The organism is Streptomyces beihaiensis (assembly GCF_026274175.1).
In the GTDB taxonomy this organism is placed as follows: domain Bacteria; phylum Actinomycetota; class Actinomycetes; order Streptomycetales; family Streptomycetaceae; genus Streptomyces; species Streptomyces beihaiensis.
On record NZ_JAPHNL010000124.1, the window covers coordinates 1 to 19,886 of the forward strand.

General features: G+C 72.9%; 20 protein-coding genes and 2 pseudogenes. 17 read left to right on the forward strand and 5 right to left on the reverse strand.

Features of this window, described 5'->3' with window-relative positions:
- A pseudogene (locus OFY01_RS13405) lies at positions 1–108 on the forward strand (YbjN domain-containing protein); the annotation flags it as partial.
- 9 nt (positions 109–117) lie between these two features.
- Here the strand turns inward: OFY01_RS13405 and OFY01_RS13410 are convergent.
- Positions 118–1,371 (reverse strand): hypothetical protein, encoded by a 1,254-nt coding sequence (locus OFY01_RS13410; protein WP_407700334.1) that lies wholly within the window; start codon positions 1,369–1,371, stop codon positions 118–120.
- A 236-nt stretch (positions 1,372–1,607) separates the two neighbouring features.
- Here OFY01_RS13410 and OFY01_RS13415 point away from each other — a divergent pair, with 236 nt between their 5' ends.
- Positions 1,608–2,093, forward strand: coding sequence for a prevent-host-death family protein (locus OFY01_RS13415; RefSeq protein ID WP_266599567.1), 486 nt, complete (start codon positions 1,608–1,610; stop codon positions 2,091–2,093).
- Positions 2,090–2,440, forward strand: a complete 351-nt coding sequence (locus OFY01_RS13420; protein ID WP_102913566.1) for a hypothetical protein — start codon at positions 2,090–2,092, stop codon at positions 2,438–2,440. The genes OFY01_RS13415 and OFY01_RS13420 overlap by 4 nt, the downstream gene beginning before the upstream one ends.
- A 52-nt stretch (positions 2,441–2,492) precedes the next feature.
- Here the strand turns inward: OFY01_RS13420 and OFY01_RS13425 are convergent, their stop codons facing one another.
- Positions 2,493–3,710 carry a pyridoxal phosphate-dependent aminotransferase gene (locus OFY01_RS13425; protein ID WP_266599570.1) on the reverse strand — a complete coding sequence of 406 codons (1,218 nt, stop codon included), beginning with the start codon at positions 3,708–3,710 and terminating at the stop codon, positions 2,493–2,495.
- A 110-nt stretch (positions 3,711–3,820) separates the two neighbouring features.
- Here OFY01_RS13425 and OFY01_RS13430 point away from each other — a divergent pair, with 110 nt between their 5' ends.
- The 10 genes from OFY01_RS13430 (at position 3,821) to kynU (ending at position 13,508) form a co-directional block, all read left to right on the forward strand.
- Positions 3,821–4,126: a hypothetical protein gene (locus OFY01_RS13430; protein WP_266599571.1), complete on the forward strand. Its 306-nt coding sequence runs from the start codon at positions 3,821–3,823 to the stop codon at positions 4,124–4,126.
- Between the two features lie 499 nt (positions 4,127–4,625).
- Positions 4,626–5,150 carry a DUF2617 family protein gene (locus tag OFY01_RS13435; RefSeq protein ID WP_266599573.1) on the forward strand — a complete coding sequence of 175 codons (525 nt, stop codon included), beginning with the start codon at positions 4,626–4,628 and terminating at the stop codon, positions 5,148–5,150.
- A 116-nt stretch (positions 5,151–5,266) separates the two neighbouring features.
- The gene (locus OFY01_RS13440) at positions 5,267–6,793 is read left to right on the forward strand and encodes a polyamine aminopropyltransferase (RefSeq protein WP_266599575.1); all 1,527 of its coding nucleotides are present in this window, start codon (positions 5,267–5,269) and stop codon (positions 6,791–6,793) included.
- A gap of 256 nt (positions 6,794–7,049) precedes the next feature.
- Positions 7,050–8,051, forward strand: coding sequence for an SRPBCC domain-containing protein (locus tag OFY01_RS13445; RefSeq protein WP_266599577.1), 1,002 nt, complete (start codon positions 7,050–7,052; stop codon positions 8,049–8,051).
- A gap of 107 nt (positions 8,052–8,158) precedes the next feature.
- Entirely contained in the window at positions 8,159–8,953 is a 795-nt protein-coding gene (locus OFY01_RS13450; RefSeq protein WP_266599578.1) for an aldose epimerase family protein, read from the forward strand.
- Positions 8,954–8,977: 24 nt separating this feature from the next.
- Positions 8,978–9,532, forward strand: coding sequence for an orotate phosphoribosyltransferase (gene pyrE, locus OFY01_RS13455; RefSeq protein ID WP_266599580.1), 555 nt, complete (start codon positions 8,978–8,980; stop codon positions 9,530–9,532).
- Between the two features lie 195 nt (positions 9,533–9,727).
- Positions 9,728–10,759 (forward strand): class II fructose-bisphosphate aldolase, encoded by a 1,032-nt coding sequence (gene fbaA, locus OFY01_RS13460; RefSeq protein ID WP_266599582.1) that lies wholly within the window; start codon positions 9,728–9,730, stop codon positions 10,757–10,759.
- A gap of 80 nt (positions 10,760–10,839) precedes the next feature.
- On the forward strand, positions 10,840–11,253 hold the full coding sequence (locus tag OFY01_RS13465) for a DUF3151 domain-containing protein (RefSeq protein WP_266599584.1): 414 nt from the start codon (positions 10,840–10,842) through the stop codon (positions 11,251–11,253).
- Between the two features lie 154 nt (positions 11,254–11,407).
- Entirely contained in the window at positions 11,408–12,247 is an 840-nt protein-coding gene (locus OFY01_RS13470; RefSeq protein ID WP_266599586.1) for a tryptophan 2,3-dioxygenase family protein, read from the forward strand.
- Positions 12,240–13,508: a kynureninase gene (gene kynU / locus OFY01_RS13475; RefSeq protein ID WP_266599587.1), complete on the forward strand. Its 1,269-nt coding sequence runs from the start codon at positions 12,240–12,242 to the stop codon at positions 13,506–13,508. The genes OFY01_RS13470 and kynU overlap by 8 nt, the downstream gene beginning before the upstream one ends.
- Here kynU and OFY01_RS13480 read toward each other — a convergent pair.
- A complete protein-coding gene (locus OFY01_RS13480) occupies positions 13,501–14,214 on the reverse strand; it encodes a TetR/AcrR family transcriptional regulator (RefSeq protein WP_266599588.1) in 714 nt (237 codons plus the stop codon). The two genes, kynU and OFY01_RS13480, sit on opposite strands and share 8 nt — an antisense overlap.
- A gap of 153 nt (positions 14,215–14,367) precedes the next feature.
- Between OFY01_RS13480 and OFY01_RS13485 the strand changes: the two genes are divergently transcribed.
- The 4 genes and pseudogenes from OFY01_RS13485 (at position 14,368) to OFY01_RS13500 (ending at position 17,282) form a co-directional block, all read left to right on the forward strand.
- Positions 14,368–15,279, forward strand: a complete 912-nt coding sequence (locus OFY01_RS13485) for an alpha/beta hydrolase (protein ID WP_266599589.1) — start codon at positions 14,368–14,370, stop codon at positions 15,277–15,279.
- Positions 15,280–15,353: 74 nt separating this feature from the next.
- A pseudogene (locus OFY01_RS32560) lies at positions 15,354–15,485 on the forward strand (response regulator transcription factor); the annotation flags it as partial.
- A gap of 139 nt (positions 15,486–15,624) precedes the next feature.
- Entirely contained in the window at positions 15,625–16,845 is a 1,221-nt protein-coding gene (locus OFY01_RS13495) for a cytochrome P450 (RefSeq protein ID WP_266599591.1), read from the forward strand.
- A 98-nt stretch (positions 16,846–16,943) separates the two neighbouring features.
- Entirely contained in the window at positions 16,944–17,282 is a 339-nt protein-coding gene (locus tag OFY01_RS13500; protein WP_266599592.1) for a hypothetical protein, read from the forward strand.
- 45 nt (positions 17,283–17,327) lie between these two features.
- Here OFY01_RS13500 and OFY01_RS13505 read toward each other — a convergent pair whose 3' ends face one another.
- Together OFY01_RS13505 and OFY01_RS13510 are read right to left on the reverse strand one after the other, a co-directional pair.
- On the reverse strand, positions 17,328–18,905 hold the full coding sequence (locus OFY01_RS13505) for an ABC transporter permease (protein WP_266599594.1): 1,578 nt from the start codon (positions 18,903–18,905) through the stop codon (positions 17,328–17,330).
- A complete protein-coding gene (locus tag OFY01_RS13510; RefSeq protein ID WP_266599596.1) occupies positions 18,902–19,831 on the reverse strand; it encodes an ABC transporter ATP-binding protein in 930 nt (309 codons plus the stop codon). The genes OFY01_RS13505 and OFY01_RS13510 overlap by 4 nt, the downstream gene beginning before the upstream one ends.
- Positions 19,832–19,886 lie beyond the last annotated feature (55 nt).

Genomic DNA, 19,886 nt, shown 5'->3' on the forward strand with positions numbered 1-19,886 from the left:
CGGGCCGCCATCGAGTTCGACCGCTGGCTGGTCGAGCAGCTCGGCCTGGAGGCCGATGTCGAGTCCGCGCAGGACAAGGGCGACGAGGGCGACGGCGCCGCCGAGTAGCGTCCGGCGTCACAGCGGCTGGTTCGCGTAGACGACCAGATACGCGCCGTACGCCAGCGAGAGCCCGGCCAGCGCGGCCGTCACCACGACGGCCTGCGCGGGCCGGGCTCTCGCCGTCCGCACCAGCGCCCGCGCCAGCGGCAGCAGCAGCGGGAACGCGGGCAGCAGGAACCGCGGCTTGGACTCGAAGAAGCCGGACCCCCCGACGGCGATCAGTACGAGCACCCCACTGTGGACGAGCAGCGGCAGCGGCGCCCGGTCCAGGAGCAGCAGTACGTACAGGAGCACGCCCGCCGCGACGATCAGCAGCGCCATCGGGAAGACGAACCGGTCCCCGTGCAGCAGCATCTTCTTCGTGAAACGGGCCGAACCGACCCCCAGGTCGAACGTCGACCCCCACTTGCGCTGCACCGCGAAGTACCCGCCGAGCGGATCGCCCTGGCGTACCCCGACCCACAGCACGAACGCCACCCAGCCGAGCGGGGCGAGCGCCGCGCCCGTCCACAGCCTGTGGGAAACCTTTCCGCGCCGCCGGACGGTCTCGCAGGCGGCCGTGGCGATGACGGCCGCGGCGACCGAGAACCCGTTGGGCCGGGCGAGCCCGGCGAGCGCCGCGAGGGAGCCCGCCCACAGCCAGCGGCGGGTCAGCACGGCGTACAGCGACCACGCGGCGAGCGCGGTGAGCAGTGGTTCGGTGTACGCGAGACTCAGCACCACCGAGTGCGGCAGCAGGCCCCACAGCAGGACGAGCGCGGTCGCGACGGCGCGGCCGTGGAGCCGCTCGCCGATCCGGTACAGCGCGAGCGCGGCGGCGAGCGCGGCCGTCCAGGAGACGAGCAGCGCGCACCCGGCGGCGCCGACCGGCAGCAGCGTGTGGGCGGCGCGGATCAGCGCCGGGTAGAGCGGGAAGAACGCCAGGTCGCTCAGGACGGTGTCGGGCCCGAAATGCAGGGTGTGGGCGCCGTAGCCGTCCCGGGCGATGCCGAGGTACCAGGCCGAGTCCCAGGTGTGGCCGAGCAGGGCGAGCGGGCGCTTGCCGGTGTGCCGGGCGGCGACGGCGAGCGCCAGTACGCCGGTGAGCCGCGCCGCCGCGAACAGGGCGAGCGCACGGGGCGCGCCGCAGGCGAGGACGCGGAGCGCGCGGCGCGGCGGCAGGACCTCCGGCGCTTTCGACGGTGGGGCTGATGGGGCTGATGGGGCGTCAGGGCGGGCGGGGGGCGGCGCCAGTGCCTGGGCGATACGCGTGGTGATCGGCTGGGTCACACCCGAACCTTGCGATAACACCAGGTCAGACGCGACTCGGACACGCCCGGACGGGGGGAGGGGACGGGGCTGTTACAGCCGCTTGAGCCGTCCCACCGCGTCCGCGAGGACCTCGGGCCGCTTGCAGAACGCGAACCGTACGAAGGGTGCGCCCGCCTCTCGGTCGTCGTAGAAGACGGCGTTGGGGGTACCGCCTCGCCATAGAAATCAGAGTGTAGTCAGAGTACAGTCTGAGTATGAGTGTCGTGCACCCAGCAGCCGAACCGGAATCCGTCTCGTTCACCGATCTGTCTCGGAACCCGAAGGCAGTCGCCGCGAGGGCCGCCGCCCTGGGCTGCCTGCGGGTCACGCACCGAGACGCGCCCGACATGGTGCTGACCACGGCCATACACGCAGAGCGAACCGAGGAAAACCTGAGCACGGCGTCCCGACTGTTCCTCGCTCTGATGAAGCAGGACGACGGCATCAGGTCGCTTCTGCTTGCGTTGCCCGAGGTGTTCCCATGGGTGCGCCACCTGAATGACGAGGAAGTCCGGGAATTCACCGTCGAGCTCCTCGACGCGCTGTCCGACGCCGCTGAGCTGGGTGCCAAGGAGGCCGTGCACCGAGCGATCGTCTCGTGGCGGGCAACCGCCCGCATCAACGCTGACCCTGACCAGCTCAGAGAGGCACTCCGTCCGCTGAGTGACGTCGACCTCGGCCCGGTCGAGGTGCACGAGTGAGCCCGAAGAAGGGCGATCGGGTCAGTGTCCCTCCGCTGAGCGGCTGGAACGTCGTCCACGGCACGACGGAGGCCGCAACCGGTTGGGAAGAGCTGTGCCGGGTGGCGTTGCCGAATGCGCATCGCTGCCTGGAAGCCCTTCGCACCGACCCGCTGTCGCGGGCCAACTGGAACCGCCAGCACCAGCTCCGCGGCAGGCACGCCACCAGAGAATGGAAAGGCTCCGAGCTGGAGCAGTGGGAGTACGAGATCACCAGCGGCGGTCGGGTCCGCTACCTGGTCAGCCCGGACACCTCGACGGTGATCCTGGTGTACGCCTCCCCGCGCCACCCGAAGGACACCGAATAGCCTGCGGCGCTTCGTCACGGCCCGCACCCCGGTTCGCTCTGCCTCAGAGCGGTCAGTGCGCGAATGCCTTGCGGAGTCGTCCCACCGCGTCCGCGAGGACCTCGGGCCGCTTGCAGAACGCGAACCGTACGAAGGGTGCGCCCGCCTCTCGGTCGTCGTAGAAGACGGCGTTGGGGATGGCGACGACGCCGCAGCGTTCGGGCAGGGTGCGGCAGAAGGCGAGGCCGTCGTCGTGGCCGAGGGGGCGGACGTCGGTGGTGATGAAGTACGTGCCCCGTGGGCGGAAGACGGTGAAGCCGGCGTCGGTCAGGCCTGCCGCGAGCAGGTCGCGCTTGGTGGTCATGTCGGCGCGGAAGGCGTCGAAGTAGGAGTCGGGCAGGCGTAGGGCCTCGGCGACGGCGTACTGGAAGGGGCCGGCCGACACGTACGTGAGGAACTGCTTGGCCGAGCGGGCGGCGGTGACGAGGTCGGGCGCGGCCGTCACCCAGCCGACCTTCCAGCCGGTGAACGAGAACGTCTTGCCCGCCGAGCCGATCGTCACGGTCCGCTCGCGCATGCCGGGGAGCGTGGCCAGGGGGATGTGTTCGGCGTCGTCGAAGGTGAGGTGTTCGTAGACCTCGTCGGTGACGACGAGCAGGTCCCGCTCGACCGCGAGCTCGGCGATCGCCGTCAGTTCGGCGCGGGTGAGGACGGTGCCGGTGGGGTTGTGCGGGGTGTTGAGGAGGAGCAGGCGGGTGCGGGGGGTGACCGCGTCGCGCAGCTCGTCGAGGTCGAGCCGGAAGGCTCCGTCGCGGGGCCGCAGGGTCACCGGGACCCTGGTGCCGCCCGCCATGGCGATGCTCGCCGCGTACGAGTCGTAGTACGGCTCCAGGGCGATCACCTCGTCGCCGGGCTCGACGAGGGCGAGCAGCGACGCGGCGATGGCCTCGGTGGCGCCCGCGGTGACCAGGACCTCGCGGTCGGGGTCGAGCGTGATGCCGTAGCGGCGGCTCTGGTGCGCGGCGATGGCCGTGCGCAGCTCGGGGATGCCGGGGCCCGGCGGGTACTGGTTGCCGCGGCCGTCGCGCAGGGCGCGCACCGCGGCCTCGCGCACCTGCTCGGGGCCGTCGGTGTCGGGGAAGCCCTGCCCGAGGTTGATGGCGCCGGTGGCCGTGGCCAGCGCGGACATCTCCGCGAAGACCGTCGTTCCGAACTCGGCGAGGCGGCGGTTGAGCAGCGGGCGCGCGGAGGAGGAAGCGGAGGAGGACGCGGCGGAGGTCATGGCGGTCATCCTGCGCCGAACCTCTGGACTTCCTCAACTCTGCTTTGACCGTGTACGCACACGGGCATCTGACCGTCGCGCGTACAAGCGCGACCGGGGGACGGAAAGGAGGGGTGGCGGTGGACGCATTCATCGCTGGCGCCTTTGTACTACTGGTGATCGTGCTCGTCGTCGCCACGGCGAAGGCGGGGAGTGACGGAGGCGGAAAGAAGCGGACGACGTCCCTGCGCAAGCGGTCCGCCGGCGGGGCGGGGGCAAGCTGGTGGGCCGGCGGGGCGGGCGACAACGACGGCGGGTCGAGCTGGTCGTCGGGCGGCTCGGGCCACCACCACGGCGGGCACTCCTGCGGCGGGGGCCACTCCTGCGGTGGCGGCCACTCCTGTGGCGGCGGCTGCGGCGGTGGCGGCGGCTGCGGCAGCAGCTGACGGGCCGCGGCTGACAGGTCGCGGCTGACGGGCCGCGGTCTGCGGACTCGCCGCCGTACCGAGGACGTGCGGTCCGCGCGGAGGCGACTGACACGGGGCAGTCGGTCCGCGCGGGCCGCACGCACGACGGCCGGCACCTGTGGCTCACGGCCGGCACCTGTGGCTCACGCCGGGCGGTGGCTCACGGCGTCCGGTAACTGTCGTACGCATGTGCGGGGTTGACACGGAAGGGTTGTGCGCGGGGCGCACGGAGAAGCTCTGATGGTTGAACAGTTGAGCTGTGCAGCCCTCGGGGGGATGGAAACCCTCCGAAGTTGGGTAAAAACGCTGTGGCGCGCCCGCACCTCATGATTCCCTTTCAGGCGTTGTAACTGTCAACGCAGCCCTCGTACTACGTAGCCATCGCGTTCGCGTGGGCACGAGCCGGACACTTTGACGTCAGCCGTCAGCGTGGCGTCAGCCGGCCCCACCTCCCTTTGCGTGCTAGCGGAGCCGACCCATGCTCACGACTCTGAAAACCGCCTATACCGATACGAGCGCGGATGATCTCGCCTGGGCACTGGGCCGCGAGGCGCTCCCCGCCCTCGCCGCCCTCGACCTCGAACTGACCGGTGCGAAGCTCCAGTTGAGGCTGCTCGGCGCCTCTCATCAGGTGCTTCTCGAAGAGGAGCGCGGCACCTGCTCGGAGACCGTCGCCTGCATCCCCGGCAGCAGCACCCCGCTGCCGCTCGGCGTCGCCAAGCGCCTGGGCGAATGGGAGTACGAATTCGCCGCGCGGGTCGAGCAGTTGACGCCGGGGCAGTTCGCCGGCCGGGCCCAGGAGCTGCTCGCGCTCGTCTCCGACCACCCCAACGGGCTCGCGGGGGTCTTCCCCGGCAGCCCGCACGCCTTCACCGCGATGCTCGCGCAGCGCCACGACGGTCAGGTGCACTGGCGCACCTGGCACGCCTACCCGCAGGACGGTCAACTCGTCGCCACGCGTACGCGGGTGGGCGTGGGCTCCACGGCCCGAGCCGTGCTCTGACTCCGTTCGCGGCGCCGGAGCAGCGGAGTGGCGCGGGTGGTGCGCGGGGCGCAGTGCACCGGTTCCACACGTGTGGGTGACTGGACGGAGTCGAACGGTGACGTAGCGTTCCACGCGTGATCGAACCGCACGCGCCTGTCAAGCCCGCGGCCCCGCAGTCCCCGGCCGAGCCGTGCAGGGCGCCGCTGCCCGTGGCGGCGGGCACGGCGCGGCTGCTCGTCCTCGTCGGTGTGTTCGTCTGCGCGGCCTGCGGCCTTGTCTACGAGCTCGAACTGGTCGCACTCGCCTCGTACTTGATGGGCGACTCGGTCACCCAGGCATCCGTCGTACTCTCCGTCATGGTCTTCGCGATGGGCCTCGGCTCGCTCGCCGCCAAGCGGCTGCGGGCGCGCGCCGCCGCCGGGTTCGGCATGGTCGAGGCGGCCCTCGCGCTCGTCGGCGGGTGCAGCGCCATGGCCCTGTACGCGGCGTTCGTCTGGACCGGCGACTGGGGCGGGGCGTGGACCGACGGCCCCCGCTACCTGCTGGTCGGTTTCTCGCTGGCCATCGGGGTGCTCATCGGCGCCGAGGTGCCGCTGCTCATGGTCCTCATCCAGCGCATCAGACGCCAGGACCCCGGCGGCGCGGTCGCCGACCTCTTCGCGGCGGACTACGTGGGCGCGCTGGTCGGTGGCCTCGCCTTCCCCTTCCTCCTCCTCCCGCGGCTCGGCCAGCTCACGGGCGCGCTGCTGACCGGCGGGGTCAACGCGGTGGCGGGCGGCGCGCTGGTCCTCGGCCTGTTCCGCCGCGACCTGTGCCGCCGCTGCCGCTGGCTGCTGCTCGTCGCCAACGTCACGGCGATCGGCCTGCTCGCCACCGCGTGGGCGCACGTCGGCGACTTCGAACGGGCGGCGCGGCACGCGATGTTCGGTGCGCACGTCCGGGTCGCCCAGCGCACCGGCACGCACGAGGTCGTCCTCACACAGGGCAGGGGCGGCACCGTCGACCTCTATCTGGACGGGCGGCTGCGGGTGCGCGGCGCCGACGAGCCGCGCTACCACCGCTCGCTGGTCGGCCCGGCGATGGACGGCGGGCCGCACGCGCGGGTGCTCGTCCTGGGCGGCGGCGACGGCCTGGCGGTCCACGAGGTCCTCCGCCACCCCGGGGTGCGCCACGTGGACGTGGTCGACCCCGACCCCGGCCTGGTGCGGCTCGCCCGCCGTGACCCCGGGCTCGCCGAGCTGAACGGGCGGTCACTGTCCGACCCGCGCGTCCACGTCACCACCGGCGACGTGTTCCGGCGCGTACGGGAGGCCGCGCCGAGCCGCCCGTACGACGTGGTGGTCTGCGACCTGCCCGACCCGGTCCGCACGGACAGCGCGAAGCTGTACTCCCAGGAGTTCTACGGGCTCGTCGGGCGGGTCCTGGGGGAGCGGGGCCGCGTCGTGGTGCACACCGGCCGGTCGGCCCTGCCGACGGTCGCCGCGACCCTGCGGTCGGCGGGGCTGCGCGTGGTCGCCTACCGGGGGGCCGGGAACGCGCGGTACGCGCTCGCGGGGTGGCGGCGGCCGGTGGCCCCGCCGGGAGCACGACTGCCGGAACCGGCGCCGGGGCGGGCCCCCTCGACCCTGGTGCATCCGCGGTACGGCGAGCAGGCCCCGTAGGGGCGGGCCTGTCGTCGTCGACCGCGGGCCCGTGACCCGTTCTCACGCGGTTCCCCACGCCCCTGAGACGCACTGAGACGCACGCACTGCGTGCGGCATCTCCCCGGGGCAGGCGCGGCGGAGCCGCATGCCTTCAGGGGAGCGGGGAACCGCGTGATCAGATCAGCCACGCACGGCCCGCCGCCGTGCCGTGATCGCGACCCGCGACGGTGAATGGGCAGACACGTTCCCGACCGTCTCGGTAGGGTCGGGTCACATGGAGCATGAGGTGTTCGTTCCGGTGCCGGCAGAAGCCCTACGGGCCGTGCTGTGCGACCCCCTCCGGGTCGCGCGGGCCGTCCCCGGCTTCCAGCGCGACGCGTCCGGCGACGGCGGTCGCCTCAAGGTCCGCGTCGCCGGGCACGCCATCACGTACCGCGGCACGGTCACCGTCACCCCCGCCCCCGACGGCACGTTCGCGGTCACCGGCGACGGCACCGAGGCCCGCGGCACCGGAACCGTCACGTTCTCCCTGACCGCCCGGGTCGCCGCGACCAACGGCGGCTCCGCGCTCACCTTCATCGGCACCGCGTCGGGCGACGGCCGGATCGCCGAGCTCCCCCCAAAAGCCGTGGAATCCGCCGCCCACCGCCTGCTGAACCGTTTCGCGGGCAACCTCGGCGCGGCCGGCCAGGAACCGGGCTCGGACCCCGACGACATGAAGGAGCCGGAGGAGTCGGAAGAGCCGGAGGAGCCGGAGGAGCCGGAGGAGTCGGAGGAGTCGGAGGAGTCAGGCGAGACGCGGGAGACGGACGAGGCACGGGGCACGTCCGAGACGGGGGGCGACGACACCGGCACCTCGCCGGAGCCGGTCGACGAGCCGGACGCCGGGCCGGACGATGAGCCCGACGCGCGGTCGGAACCGCACCTCTCCGTCTTCGACACGGAGGTCCCCCCGCCCTCCCTCGCGCCGGCCTCCGACGACGAAGGCGCCGCCGACGATCACACCGAGTACGGCGACCACACCGAGTACGCGGAGCCCTACCCGTACGACACCGACGAACTCCCGCCCGAACCCGCCGCCGCGCACGCCCGCCGCACCATGATCGGCCGCAGCGCCGAGGAGGTCGACCACGCCCCGCCCCGCGGCCGCTACGCCCCGACCCCCGCCCCGGACGGCGGCCCGAGCGGCGCCACCCTGCGCTGGGTCGCCCCGGCCGCCGCCCTCGCCCTCGCCTCGGCGGTCGTCGTCGGCCGCGCCCTGCGCAGACGCCGCTGACACCACTGACACCACTGACACCACTGACACCACTGACACCACTGACACCACTGACACCACTGACACCACTGAGTGTTGCGCGCGGCAGACGGCCTAGGCTCAGGGCCGTGACGACACAGGAGACGACGCTGACCGCGGGTGACGCGGAAGTGACCGTGGCGCCGGGGAACGGCTGCCGGGTGAGCAGCCTCAAGATCGCCGGGACCGAGCTGCTGCGGCAGGGGGAGCGCTACGGCTGCTTCCCGATGGCGCCGTGGTGCGGGCGCATCAGGGACGGCCGGTTCCTGGACGGCGGGCAGCTCCACCAGATGCCGTTGAACTCCCCGCCGCACGCCATCCACGGCTTCGCCCGCGACCACGAGTGGACCACCGCGCACGCGACGTCCACCGAGGCATCCTTCACGTACGACCTGACGGACCCCTGGCCGTACCGCGGGCGCGTCACCCAGACCGTCGCCCTGACCGAGGACTCGCTGAGCCTGTCGCTCGGCATCGAGACGGCCAAGGACTCCTTCCCGGCGCAGCTCGGCTGGCACCCCTGGTTCAACCGCAACCTGGGCGGCGACAGCGAAGACGTGACGCTCGACTTCGCCCCGGCCTGGCAGGAGGAGCGCGGCGACGACCATCTGCCCACCGGCCACCGGATCGACCCGAAGCCGGGCCCCTGGGACGACTGCTTCGGCATGCCCGAGGGCGTGGACGTCACCCTCACCTGGCCCGGCCGGCTCTCCCTGAACGTCACGAGCCGCGAGAAGTGGGCCGTCGTCTACGACGAGCAGGAGGCGGCCGTGTGCGTCGAACCGCAGACCGGCCCCCCGAACGGCCTCAACACCACCCCCCGCCTGGTCACCATGGTCGACCCGCTGGAGGCGGGTGCCACCTGGACCTGGCGCAGGCTGTGAAAGGCGGCCTTTAAGCTCATAGCCATGACGACGAACGACGTGCGCGACGCGCTGCTGACGCAGATCAAGGACAAGGCCGTGGTGCACGGCAAGGTGACGCTGTCCTCCGGCATCGAGGCCGACTACTACGTCGACCTGCGCCGCGTCACCCTCGACGGCGAGGCCGCCCCGCTCGTCGGCCAGGTGCTGCTTGACCTGACCGCCGACCTGGAGTACGACGCGGTCGGCGGCCTCACCATGGGCGCCGACCCGGTCGCGGGCGCGATGCTGCACGCGTCGGCCGCCCGCGGCAAGCGCCTGGACGCGTTCGTCGTCCGCAAGGCCGCCAAGGCGCACGGCATGCAGCGACGCGTGGAGGGCCCGGACATCAAGGGCCGCCGGGTCCTGGTCGTCGAGGACACCTCCACCACCGGCGGCTCTCCGCTGACCGCCGTCGAGGCGGTGCGCGAGGCGGGCGCCGAGGTCGTCGCCGTGGCCACCATCGTGGACCGGGCGACCGGCGCCGCCGAGAAGATCACCGAGGGCGCCGGGGTGCCGTACCGCTTCGCGTTCTCCAAGGACGAGCTCGGCCTCGACTGAGGTTCGGGCCCTTGGGCCCGCCCGGCCGGGCCCTCCCCCGGACTGGAGCATTCGCCCAAGTCTGGGAAGATGGGGCCGACGATGATGTCACCCCTTGACGCTCGGTGAGGGTCGCCGGAGGCAGAGAGCCGCCGGAGCCGCCAGAGCCACGACGACCCGCACCCGCACATCCCGCGCTTTACGAGGAGACGCCAGATGGCCATCGCAACCCCGGACCAGTACAACGAGATGCTCGACCGGGCCAAGGCGGGGAAGTTCGCCTACCCGGCCATCAACGTCTCGTCGACGCAGACCCTCAACGCCGCCCTGCAGGGCTTCGCGGAGGCCGAGTCCGACGGCATCATCCAGATCTCCACGGGCGGCGCCGAGTACCTGTCGGGCCAGGGCGTGAAGGACATGGTGCCGGGCGCCGTCGCGCTCGCCGAGTTCGCGCACGTCGTCGCCGAACGCTACCCGAACAAGATCGCGCTCCACACCGACCACTGCCCCAAGGGCAAGCTGGACGGCTACGTACGCCCGCTGCTCGACATCTCCGCCAAGCGCGTCCAGGACGGCGGCCTCCCGCTGTTCCAGTCGCACATGTGGGACGGCTCGGCCGAGACGCTCGCCGACAACCTCTCCATCGCCCAGGAACTGCTCGCCAAGGCCAAGGCCGCGCACATCATCCTGGAGATCGAGATCACCCCCACCGGCGGTGAGGAGGACGGCGTCTCGCACGAGATCAACGACAACCTCTACACCACCGTCGACGACGCCCTGCGCACCGCCGAGGCGCTCGGCCTCGGCGAGAACGGCCGCTACCTGCTCGCCGCCTCGTTCGGCAACGTCCACGGCGTGTACAAGCCGGGCAACGTCGTCCTGCGCCCCGACCTGCTCAAGGAGCTGAACGACGGCGTCGCCGCGAAGTACGGTCAGCCGGCCGGCTCCAAGCCGTTCGACTTCGTCTTCCACGGCGGCTCCGGCTCCACGCTGGAGGAGATCACGACCGCGCTGGAGAACGGCGTCGTGAAGATGAACCTCGACACCGACACCCAGTACGCCTTCACCCGCCCGATCGCGGGCCACATGTTCGAGAACTACGACGGCGTCCTGAAGGTCGACGGCGAGGTCGGCAACAAGAAGACGTACGACCCGCGCGTGTGGGGCAAGAAGGCCGAGGCCGGGATGACCGCCCGTGTCGTCCAGGCATGCGAGAACCTGCGCTCGACCGGTACGCGGATCAAGTAGTCCCGCCCGCGGGTCGACGCCCGCGGATCAAGTGGCCCCGCCCGCGCTTCCCGCCCGCGCGGCGGGGCACACTGGACCCCATGACCCTTCACGAGAACCTGCTCGGGGGACCGCCCCCCACGCACCTGCCCGACGACCCCGAGCCCCGCGAGCTGCTCGCGGGCGGCACGCCTCCGGCGGACGTCGCGGCCAAGCACCCGACGTCCTCGCTGGCCTGGGCGCAGCTGGCCGACGAGGCGTTCGAGCGGGGCAGCGTCGTCGAGTCGTACGCGTACGCCAGGACCGGCTACCACCGCGGCCTCGACGCGCTGCGCCGCAGCGGCTGGAAGGGCCACGGCCCGGTGCCGTGGGAGCACGAGCCCAACCGCGGCTTCCTGCGCGCCCTGCACGCCCTGGCGCGGGCCGCCGGCGCGATCGGTGAGCAGGAGGAGTACGAGCGCTGCACGCAGTTCCTCAAGGACTCCTCGCCGGTGGCCGCGCAGACGCTCGGCTAGGAGCCCTCACCGCTGTGTGCCGAGGCCCGCCTGTGACCAGGCGGGCCTTGCCGTTTCGGGGGACTATTGCGGAGGATGTGCCGTTGGGGACCGGGGCCCCGTGCCGGTATCGGCAGGGCGGACCGCTACCCGGAGTACACAACAGGAGACAGCGATGTCCCAGGCGGATCACGAGGCGGAAGCGCCCGCCACACCGCATCTCGACTTCGCGGGCACCACGCCGTACGAGGACTACGTACAGGCGGACGTGCTCACCCACCTCCAGCACCCTCGCTCGGACGACCCCGGCGAGATGGTCTTTCTGGTCACCACCCAGGTGATGGAGCTGTGGTTCACCGTCATCGTGCACGAGTGGGAGACCGCGAGCCGCGCGCTCGCCGCCGACGACGTGCCGCGCGCCGTCGCCGCCCTGAAGCGGTCCGTGCGCGAGCTGGACGCGCTGAACGCGTCGTGGCGGCCGCTGGGGCAGCTCACCCCGGCCCAGTTCAACTCCTACCGCGCCGCGCTCGGCGAGGGCAGCGGCTTCCAGTCGGCGATGTACCGGCGGATGGAGTTCCTGCTCGGCGAGAAGTCGGCGTCGATGCTGGTGCCGCACCGCGGCGCGCCCCGCGTCCACGCCGAGCTGGAGAAGGCGTTGCACGAGCCGAGCCTGTACGACGAGGTGCTGCGCCTGCTGGCGCGCCGCGGCCACCCCGTGCCGCGCCCGGTCCTCGACCGTGACGTGTCGCGGCGCTACGAGCCGTCACCCGAGGTGGAAGCCGTGTGGACCGCCCTGTACGCGGGCGACGAGAACGACGAACTGGCCCGTCTAGGCGAGGCGTTGACGGACGTCGCCGAGCTGGTGTGGCGATGGCGCAACGACCACCTGGTGGCGACGCGCCGCGCGATGGGCTCCAAGGCCGGTACGGGCGGCTCCGCCGGTGTGGCGTGGCTGGAGCGGCGCGCGCGCAAGAACGTGTTCCCCGAGCTGTGGACGGCGAGGTCCCATGTCTGATTTCACGCAGCGGGCCCGGGAGCTCGACGCGGCCGACCCGCTGGCCGCCGTGCGCGACGCCTTCGTCCTCGACGCCGCCGCCACGACTCCCCCTGCCACTACCCCTGCCCCTGCCACTACCCCTGCCCCCGCCCCTGCCACTACCCCCGCCACTGCCGTCTACCTCGACGGGAACTCGCTGGGCGCGCTGCCCGCCAACGTTCCCGGACGGGTCGAGGACGTCGTGCGGCGCCAGTGGGGCGAGCTGCGCATCCGGTCGTGGACGGAGTCCGGGTGGTGGACCGCGCCCGAGCGGATCGGTGACGTCATCGCGCCGCTCGTGGGCGCGGCGGCCGGGCAGATCGTGGTCGGCGACTCGACAAGTGTCAATGTTTTCAAAGCACTTGTGGCGGCGGTCCGGATGGCTCCCGACGGGCGGGACGAGATTCTCGTCGACGCGGCCACCTTCCCCACCGACGGGTACATCGCCTCCTCGGCGGCGCGGATGACCGGCTGCCGGGTGCGCGCGGTGGCACCGGCGGACGTGCCCGGCGCCCTCGGCCCGCGTACGGCGGCGGTCCTGCTCAACCACGTCGACTACCGCACGGGCCGCCTGCACGACCTGCCCGGCCTGACGGCGGCGGTCCGCGCCGCCGGGGCGGTCGGCGTGTGGGACCTGTGCCACAGCGCGGGCGCGCTGCCCGTCGGCCTCGACGAGCACGGCGTGGACCTGGCGGTGGGGTGCACGTACAAGTTCCTGAACGGCGGCCCGGGTTCGCCCGCGTACCTGTACGTGCGCCGGGACCGCCAGGCGGCCTTCGACTCGCCGCTGCCCGGCTGGAACTCGCACGCCGAGCCGTTCGGCATGCGCCCCGAGTACGAGGCCGCGGACGGGGCCGTGCGCGGGCGGGTCGGCACCCCGGACATCCTCTCGATGCTCGCCCTGGAGGCGGCCCTTGAGGTGTGGGACCGCCCGGATGTGTCCGTGGACGCCGTACGGGCCAAGTCCCTCGCCCTGACCGACTTCTTCCTGGAGTGCGTCGAGGCGTACGTGCCGGACGGCCGGGTCGAGGTCATGACGCCGCTCGCGCACGGGGAGCGGGGCAGCCAGGTGGCGTTGCGGTGCGACGACGCCGGTGACGTCATGGCGCGGCTGATCGCGGCGGGCGTGGTCGGGGACTTCCGGGCGCCGGACGTGCTGCGGTTCGGGTTCACGCCGCTGTACCTGGGGTTCGGGGACGTGGAGCGCGCGGCGCGGGTGCTCGCGCGCGAACTCAGCTGACCTCGCTGGTCCGGCTGACGTAGACGCCCGCCGCGGCGGCGGCCACGGCGGCGTCGACGGCGCGGGCCGCGTCCTCCTCGGTGGGCGCGGTCCCGGTCGTCAGCATCCGGTGGTACAGGGGCGCGGACACGGCCCGTACGACCTCAGCCGCGTCCGTGCCGACGGGTAACTCCCCCCGGGCGACGGCCGCTTCGACGGTCGGCGCCCATTCGGCGACCCGCACCTCGCAGAACCGGCGCAGCGCATCGGCGGTGCGCCGGTCGCAGGTGGCCGCCGCGATCGCGGCGCGGAACAGGGGCCCCTGGCGGGCGTCCGTCAGGGCCCGGCGCACCAGCCGCGCGCCGGCGCTCAGATCGCCGTGCAGTGACCCGCTCCCGGCCCCGGCCCCGGCCCCGGTCCCGCTCCCGGCCCCGGCCCCGGTCCCGCTCCCGGCCTTGGTCCCGCTCCCGGTGCGCGGCGGCGACTCCGTCGTCATCTGCGCGAGCAGGTCCGCGACGAGCCCGGCGGGCGAGCCCCACCGCCGGTACACGGTGGTCCTGCCGACCTCGGCGCGGCGCGCGATGTCGGCGAGGTCGAGCCGGTCGAACCCGTGCTCGGCCAGCGCCTCGCCCACGGCGTCGAGGACCGCCGCGCGGACCCGGGCGGTGCGGCCGCCGGGTCGGAGTGTGCCGGGTCCTGGCGCGCGGTGTTCGGGCGCACGGTTCATGGGCGCAGATTAACGGAACAGCAGGACCGTTTGTTCGGTCACTGTGCGTGTCGGTGCACGTCGTGGGCCTGGTAGCGTCCGCTTACCCGCCCCCTGCGATCACCGCGAACCGCTGGTGTCCGCAATACCGTTGAGCTGCCGAGAGGTTGGAGTATGCCGGAGGAATCGCCGGAGGAGTCCGCCGCACGCGACGCGGCCGAGGAGGCGTCGGCCTTCTCGCACCCCGCCGTGCCGCCGGACGTCACCGCGGCGTACGGGGATCACCCTGATCAGGTGATCGACTTCTACGCGCCGAGGAGCGGCGTCCCGACCGCCCCGCTCGTCGTGGTCCTGCACGGCGGCGCCTGGCGCGCGCCGTACGACCGGCAGCATGTGAGCCCGTTCGCGGACTTCCTCGCGCGGCGCGGGTTCGCGGTGGCCAGCGTCGAGTACCGGCGGGGTGCGGGGGGTGCGCCCGCACAGGGGGCGGCGGTGCCGCGCCAGGGTGGCGGCGGCCCGGTCGCGGGGCGGTGGCCGGAGACCTTCGACGACGTGGCGGCGGCGTTGGACGCGCTGCCCGAACTCGCCACCGAGCACCTTCCGGCGGCGGACGTGCGCCGCACGGTCGTCACCGGGCACTCGGCGGGCGGCCAGCTCGCGCTGTGGGCGGCCGCCCGGCACGTGCTGCCGCAGGACGCGCCGTGGCGGACCGCGGCGCCGCCCGCGCTGCGCGGCGTGGTCGCGCTCGCCCCGATCGCGGACTTCGCGCTGTCGCAGGAGCTGGGGGTGTGCGGGGGAGCGAGCGCGCAACTCCTGGGCGGGGAGACGGAGTTGTTCACCTCCCGCCGTCCGTACGCCGACCCGTCCCTGCTCCTGCCGACGGGCATCGCGACGGCCCTGGTGCAGGGCCGCACCGACACCACGGTGCCGCACACGGTGGCCGAGGCGTACGCGGACGCCGCGGCCAGGGCGGGAGAGGTGGTGGGCGTGACGTTCCTGGAGGGCGTCGGCCACTTCCCGCTGATCGACCCGGCGGCGGACGCGTGCGCGGTGGTGGCGGAGGAGATCGCCCAACTGGCCTGGTGACGGGGGCCGGTGGCTGGTCCGACGGTGATACGGGTGGTCGGCTGGTGGTGAGGTGCGGGTGGTCGGCTGGTGGTGCGGCGCGGCTCGTGGTGGCGGAGTCGACGATCAAGACGCATGTGAGCCGGGTGCTGGTGAAGCTGGGGCTTCGGGACCGGACGCAGGCGGCGGTGTACGCGTACGAGGCGCGGCTGGTCACTCCGGGGTGACGCGGACGACGCGTCGCATCGCAGGGGCGCGGGGGGACGGCGCGACCGGCCACGACGAGCCCCACGCCCGCCAAGAGGCGGCGCATTCCGGGCCCGTGGGCATGTTCCCGCCCGGCTGGCAGGCCAGTAGCGTCGCCGCATGGCAACCACCGCCCGCTTCGACCCCTGGTCACCCGCCTTCCTCGCCGACCCGTACCCCGCCTACGCGGCCCTGCGCGAGGCGGGCAGGGTGCACTGGTTCGGCCCCACGAACCAGTACCTGGTCCCGCACCACGCCGACGTGTCCGCCCTGTTGCGCGACCGCCGCCTCGGCCGCACCTACCGACACCGTTACGCCCACGAGGACTTCGGCCGCGCCGCTCCGCCGCCCGAGCACGAGCCGTTCCACACTCTCAACGACCACGGCATGCTCGACCTCGAACCGCCGGACCACACCCGCATCCGCCGCCTGGTCTCCAGGGCCTTCACCCCGCGCACGGTCGACCGGCTCCGCCCCTACGTGGACAAGCTCGCCGCCGACCTGGTCGCCGATCTCGTCGCGGACGGCGGCGGGGACCTGCTCACGGCGGTCGCCGAGCCGCTCCCGGTCGCCGTGATCGCCGAGATGCTCGGCATCCCGCACGCCGACCGCCCGCTCCTGCGCCCGTGGTCCGCGGCGATCTGCGGCATGTACGAGCTCAACCCGTCGGACGAGACGGCGCGCGCGGCGGTCCGGGCCTCGGCCGAATTCTCGGACTACCTGAGGGAGCTGATCGCGGCCCGCCGCACCGCATCCGGCGGCGACGACCTGATCTCGGCCCTCATCGCCGCGCACGACGAGGACGACGACCGCCTCACCGAACAAGAGCTGATCTCGACGTGCGTCCTGCTCCTGAACGCCGGTCACGAGGCCACGGTCAACGCCACCGTGAACGGTTGGTGGGCCCTGTTCCGCCACCCGGACCAGCTGGCGGCGCTCCGCGCGGACCACGGCCTCGTACCGTCGGCGGTGGAGGAGCTGATGCGCTACGACACTCCGCTCCAGCTCTTCGAACGCTGGGTGCTCGACGAGATCGAGGTGGCCGGGCAGACGATCCCCGTCGGCTCGGAGGTGGCGCTCCTGTTCGGCGCGGCCAACCACGACCCGGCGGTCTTCGCGGACCCGTCCCGCCTCGATCTGACCCGCCGCGACAACCCGCACCTCTCCTTCTCGGCGGGCATCCACTACTGCATCGGCGCCCCGCTGGCCCGTATCGAACTCGCGGCGTCCATGCGGGCGTTGCTCACGCGGGCGCCTACGCTGCGGCTCGCGGCGGAGCCGGTGCGCAAGCCGAACTTCGTGATCCGGGGGGTGGAGACGTTGTCCGTCGAGGTGGGGTGACGATTCTGCGCTCGCTCGAACGGATGATGGGCCATCGAACGCGGCGCGTACGCGCATATGCCTGGACACAGTGGTGCCCGCCTTGAAAGGAGGGCACCATGACGGTTGTGGCAGAGCGCACGGCCCACACCCAGATGTCGGTGGAGGAGTTCGAGAAGATCGCCGCGTTCACCGGGAAGGAGACCGAGGGCACCGTCAGGTTGGAGTTCATCGACGGACGGATCGGGACCAAGAAGGCGGCGGATGCCGCCGCGGACATCCCCGTATATCTGCAGGTGGATCGGGACGCGGGCGCGGTGGTCATGCACAGCAAGCCGGACGTGGAACGTGCCGAGTACCGGGACGTCCACACCGCGCACTTCGGCGAGCGAGTCTGCCTCCCTGATCCCGTAGGTATCGAACTGGACACCGAGCAGCTCAAGCAGTACGTCCGCTGAGGCCGGCGGGCTTCGCCCACCCCGGGCGGAGCCCACCTCGCATCGTCACCCCGCCGTATCCCGCCGCCGCACCCCCGCGACCCCCGCCCCCACGCACCCCACGGCCACCACCGTGAGCAGCACCACCGGGCTCCAGGCCATTCCACCCCCCGGCAGCTTCGGCAGGTGCCCGAACGGGGAGAGGTCCATCACCGACTGCGGCACCTTCAGGGCCGGGCCGAGCCAGCCGAGGAGCAGCACCGCGCCCGCGACGCCCCACGCCGCCATCGCCGCGCGGGGCGTCGCCCCGTACAGCAGCACCGCGAGGCCGCCGAGCGTCCAGATCGCGGGGAGTTGGACCAGGCAGGCCCCGAGGATCGGGCCGAGTCCGTGGCCGTAGCCCGCCGCCAGGCCCAGGCCGCCCAGGAGCATGATGAGCACCGCCCCCGCGAACGCGATCACCAGATGGCCCGAGGCCCAGCGGACGCGGCCCACCGCCCCGGTCAGCACCGGCTCCGCCCGCCCCGACGTCTCCTCGCCGTGCATCCGCAGCACCGACTGGACCACGTACAGCGCCGCGACCATGCCGAGCAGGCCGACCATGGCGGACAGGAACGCGTCGGTGAGGCCCGACTGGCCGCCCATGCGCTCGATCATCCGGCGGGTCGCCTGGTTGTCGCCGACCAGGTCGGTCGCGCCTGCCGTCACCCCGCCGAGTGCGGCCCCGGAGGCGAGGAAGGACAGGGACCAGCCGATGACGGCGCCGCGCTGCAGCCGCCAGGCGAGTGCGCCCGCCGATCCGAGCCGCCCGGCGGCCGGGCCCGGACGGCTCGGCAGGAAGCTCATGCCGACGTCCCGGCGCCCGGTCAGTGCGTACGCCACCGCCCCCTGCGCCGCGACGGCCGCCACGAACAGCAGCAGCACCCACCAGCGCTCACCGGCGTAGGCGCGCACGTTCTCCAGCCAGCCGATCGGCGAGGCCCAGGTCAGGGGCGAGGAGGCGTCGGCCGTGCCCGCGTCCCCGGCCGCGCGCAGCACGAACGCCGCGCCGAGCAGGCCCGCGCTCACGCCACGGGCCAGCCGCGCGCTCTCGGTGAACTGGGCGACGATCGCGGCGAGCGTGGCGAACACCATGCCGGTCCCGCCGGTCGCGAGGCCGAGCGCGAGGGCGCCCGCGAAGCCGTCCCCGGCGGTCACCGTCATCCCGGCCGCGATGAGCAGCGCGACCGTGGCGTTGGCGACCAGCGCGGTGAGCAGCGCGGCCGTGAGGGGCGCGCGGCGTCCGACCATCGCCGCCGACACCATCTCCTGGCGGCCGCTCTCCTCCTCGTCACGGGTGTGCCGTACGACGATCAGCAGGCTCATCGCCCCCGCGAACAGGGCGCCCCACGCGCCGACGCGCCACACGGCCAGGCCGCCGAGCGAGTCGCTGAGCGCCGGTCCGTACAGGGCGCGCAGCGAGCTGTTGGTCCGCATGGTGGCCAGGAGGTCGGCGCGGTCGGCGGGTGTGGAGTAGATGCCCTTGAGCGTCCTCGGCGAGGTGATCAGGGTCAGCGCGACGAGGGAGATCCACAGCGGGATCATCAGGCGGTCGCGGCGCAGCGCGAACCTCACGAGCGGGCCGGTGCCCGCGAGCGTGGTCATCGTGCCACCGCCGCCGCGCCGCTGGAACCGTCCTCCTGGTAGTGGCGCAGGAACAGCTCTTCCAGGGTCGGTGGCGTGCTGGTCAGGGACCGTACGCCGGACGCGGTGAGCGAGCGCAGCACCGCGTCCAGTTTGTCCGTGTCGACCTGGAGCCGGACGCGGTGGCCGTCGACGGAGAGGGCGTGGACGCCGGGCAGGCCGCCCAGGCCGCCCAGGCCGTCGGGGGCGTCGGCGAGTTCGGCGTTGACGCTGGTGCGGGTGAGGTGGCGCAGGTCGGCCAGCGATCCGCTCTCGACGGTGCGGCCCTTGCGGATGATGCTGACGCGGTCGCAGAGCTCCTCGACCTCGCTGAGGATGTGCGAGGAGAGCAGCACGGTCTGCCCGCGCTCGCGCGCGGCCTCCCGTACGTAGGCCTGGAAGACCTCCTCCATCAGCGGGTCGAGCCCGGAGGTGGGCTCGTCGAGGATGAGCAGGTCGACGTCGGCGGCGGCGAAGGCCGCGACGAGGGCGACCTTCTGCCGGTTGCCCTTGGAGTACGTACGGCCCTTCTTCGTCGGGTCGAGTTCGAAGCGCTCGATGAGTTCGGCGCGGCGCTGGGTGTCGAGGCCGCCGCGAAGGCGCCCGTACAGGTCGATGACCTCGCCGCCGCTGAGGTTGCGCCACAGCGTGACGTCGCCGGGGACGTACGCGACCTTGCGGTGCAGCTCGACGGCGTCGGACCAGGGGTCGCCGCCGAGCAGCCGGAGGGCCCCGGAGTCGGCTCGCAGCAGTCCGAGCAGGACCCGGATGGTGGTGGACTTCCCGGCCCCGTTCGGCCCGAGGAAGCCGTGCACCTCGCCGGTCTCGACGTCGAGGTCGAGGCCGTCGAGGGCGTGGGTCCCGCCGAACGACTTGTGAAGTCCGGAGACCGTGATTGCCTTCGTCATGATTCTGAAGGTACGTGGACTTCACAAATTTGTGAAGTTAAGGAACCGTATAAAC

Excerpts from the sequence above, each read along its gene's own strand:
- OFY01_RS13465 (WP_266599584.1), top strand. The coding sequence starts at position 10,840 with ATGACCCTTCACGAGAACCTGCTCGGGGGACCGCCCCCCACGCACCTG.
- OFY01_RS13480 (WP_266599588.1), bottom strand. The coding sequence starts at position 14,214 with ATGAACCGTGCGCCCGAACACCGCGCGCCAGGACCCGGCACACTCCGA.
- fbaA (WP_266599582.1), top strand. The coding sequence starts at position 9,728 with ATGGCCATCGCAACCCCGGACCAGTACAACGAGATGCTCGACCGGGCC.
- OFY01_RS13510 (WP_266599596.1), bottom strand. The coding sequence starts at position 19,831 with ATGACGAAGGCAATCACGGTCTCCGGACTTCACAAGTCGTTCGGCGGG.
- OFY01_RS13415 (WP_266599567.1), top strand. The coding sequence starts at position 1,608 with ATGAGTGTCGTGCACCCAGCAGCCGAACCGGAATCCGTCTCGTTCACC.
- kynU (WP_266599587.1), top strand. The coding sequence starts at position 12,240 with ATGTCTGATTTCACGCAGCGGGCCCGGGAGCTCGACGCGGCCGACCCG.
- OFY01_RS13435 (WP_266599573.1), top strand. The coding sequence starts at position 4,626 with ATGCTCACGACTCTGAAAACCGCCTATACCGATACGAGCGCGGATGAT.
- OFY01_RS13470 (WP_266599586.1), top strand. The coding sequence starts at position 11,408 with ATGTCCCAGGCGGATCACGAGGCGGAAGCGCCCGCCACACCGCATCTC.
- OFY01_RS13495 (WP_266599591.1), top strand. The coding sequence starts at position 15,625 with ATGGCAACCACCGCCCGCTTCGACCCCTGGTCACCCGCCTTCCTCGCC.
- OFY01_RS13500 (WP_266599592.1), top strand. The coding sequence starts at position 16,944 with ATGACGGTTGTGGCAGAGCGCACGGCCCACACCCAGATGTCGGTGGAG.
- OFY01_RS13425 (WP_266599570.1), bottom strand. The coding sequence starts at position 3,710 with ATGACCGCCATGACCTCCGCCGCGTCCTCCTCCGCTTCCTCCTCCGCG.
- OFY01_RS13445 (WP_266599577.1), top strand. The coding sequence starts at position 7,050 with ATGGAGCATGAGGTGTTCGTTCCGGTGCCGGCAGAAGCCCTACGGGCC.
- OFY01_RS13505 (WP_266599594.1), bottom strand. The coding sequence starts at position 18,905 with ATGACCACGCTCGCGGGCACCGGCCCGCTCGTGAGGTTCGCGCTGCGC.
- pyrE (WP_266599580.1), top strand. The coding sequence starts at position 8,978 with ATGACGACGAACGACGTGCGCGACGCGCTGCTGACGCAGATCAAGGAC.
- OFY01_RS13485 (WP_266599589.1), top strand. The coding sequence starts at position 14,368 with ATGCCGGAGGAATCGCCGGAGGAGTCCGCCGCACGCGACGCGGCCGAG.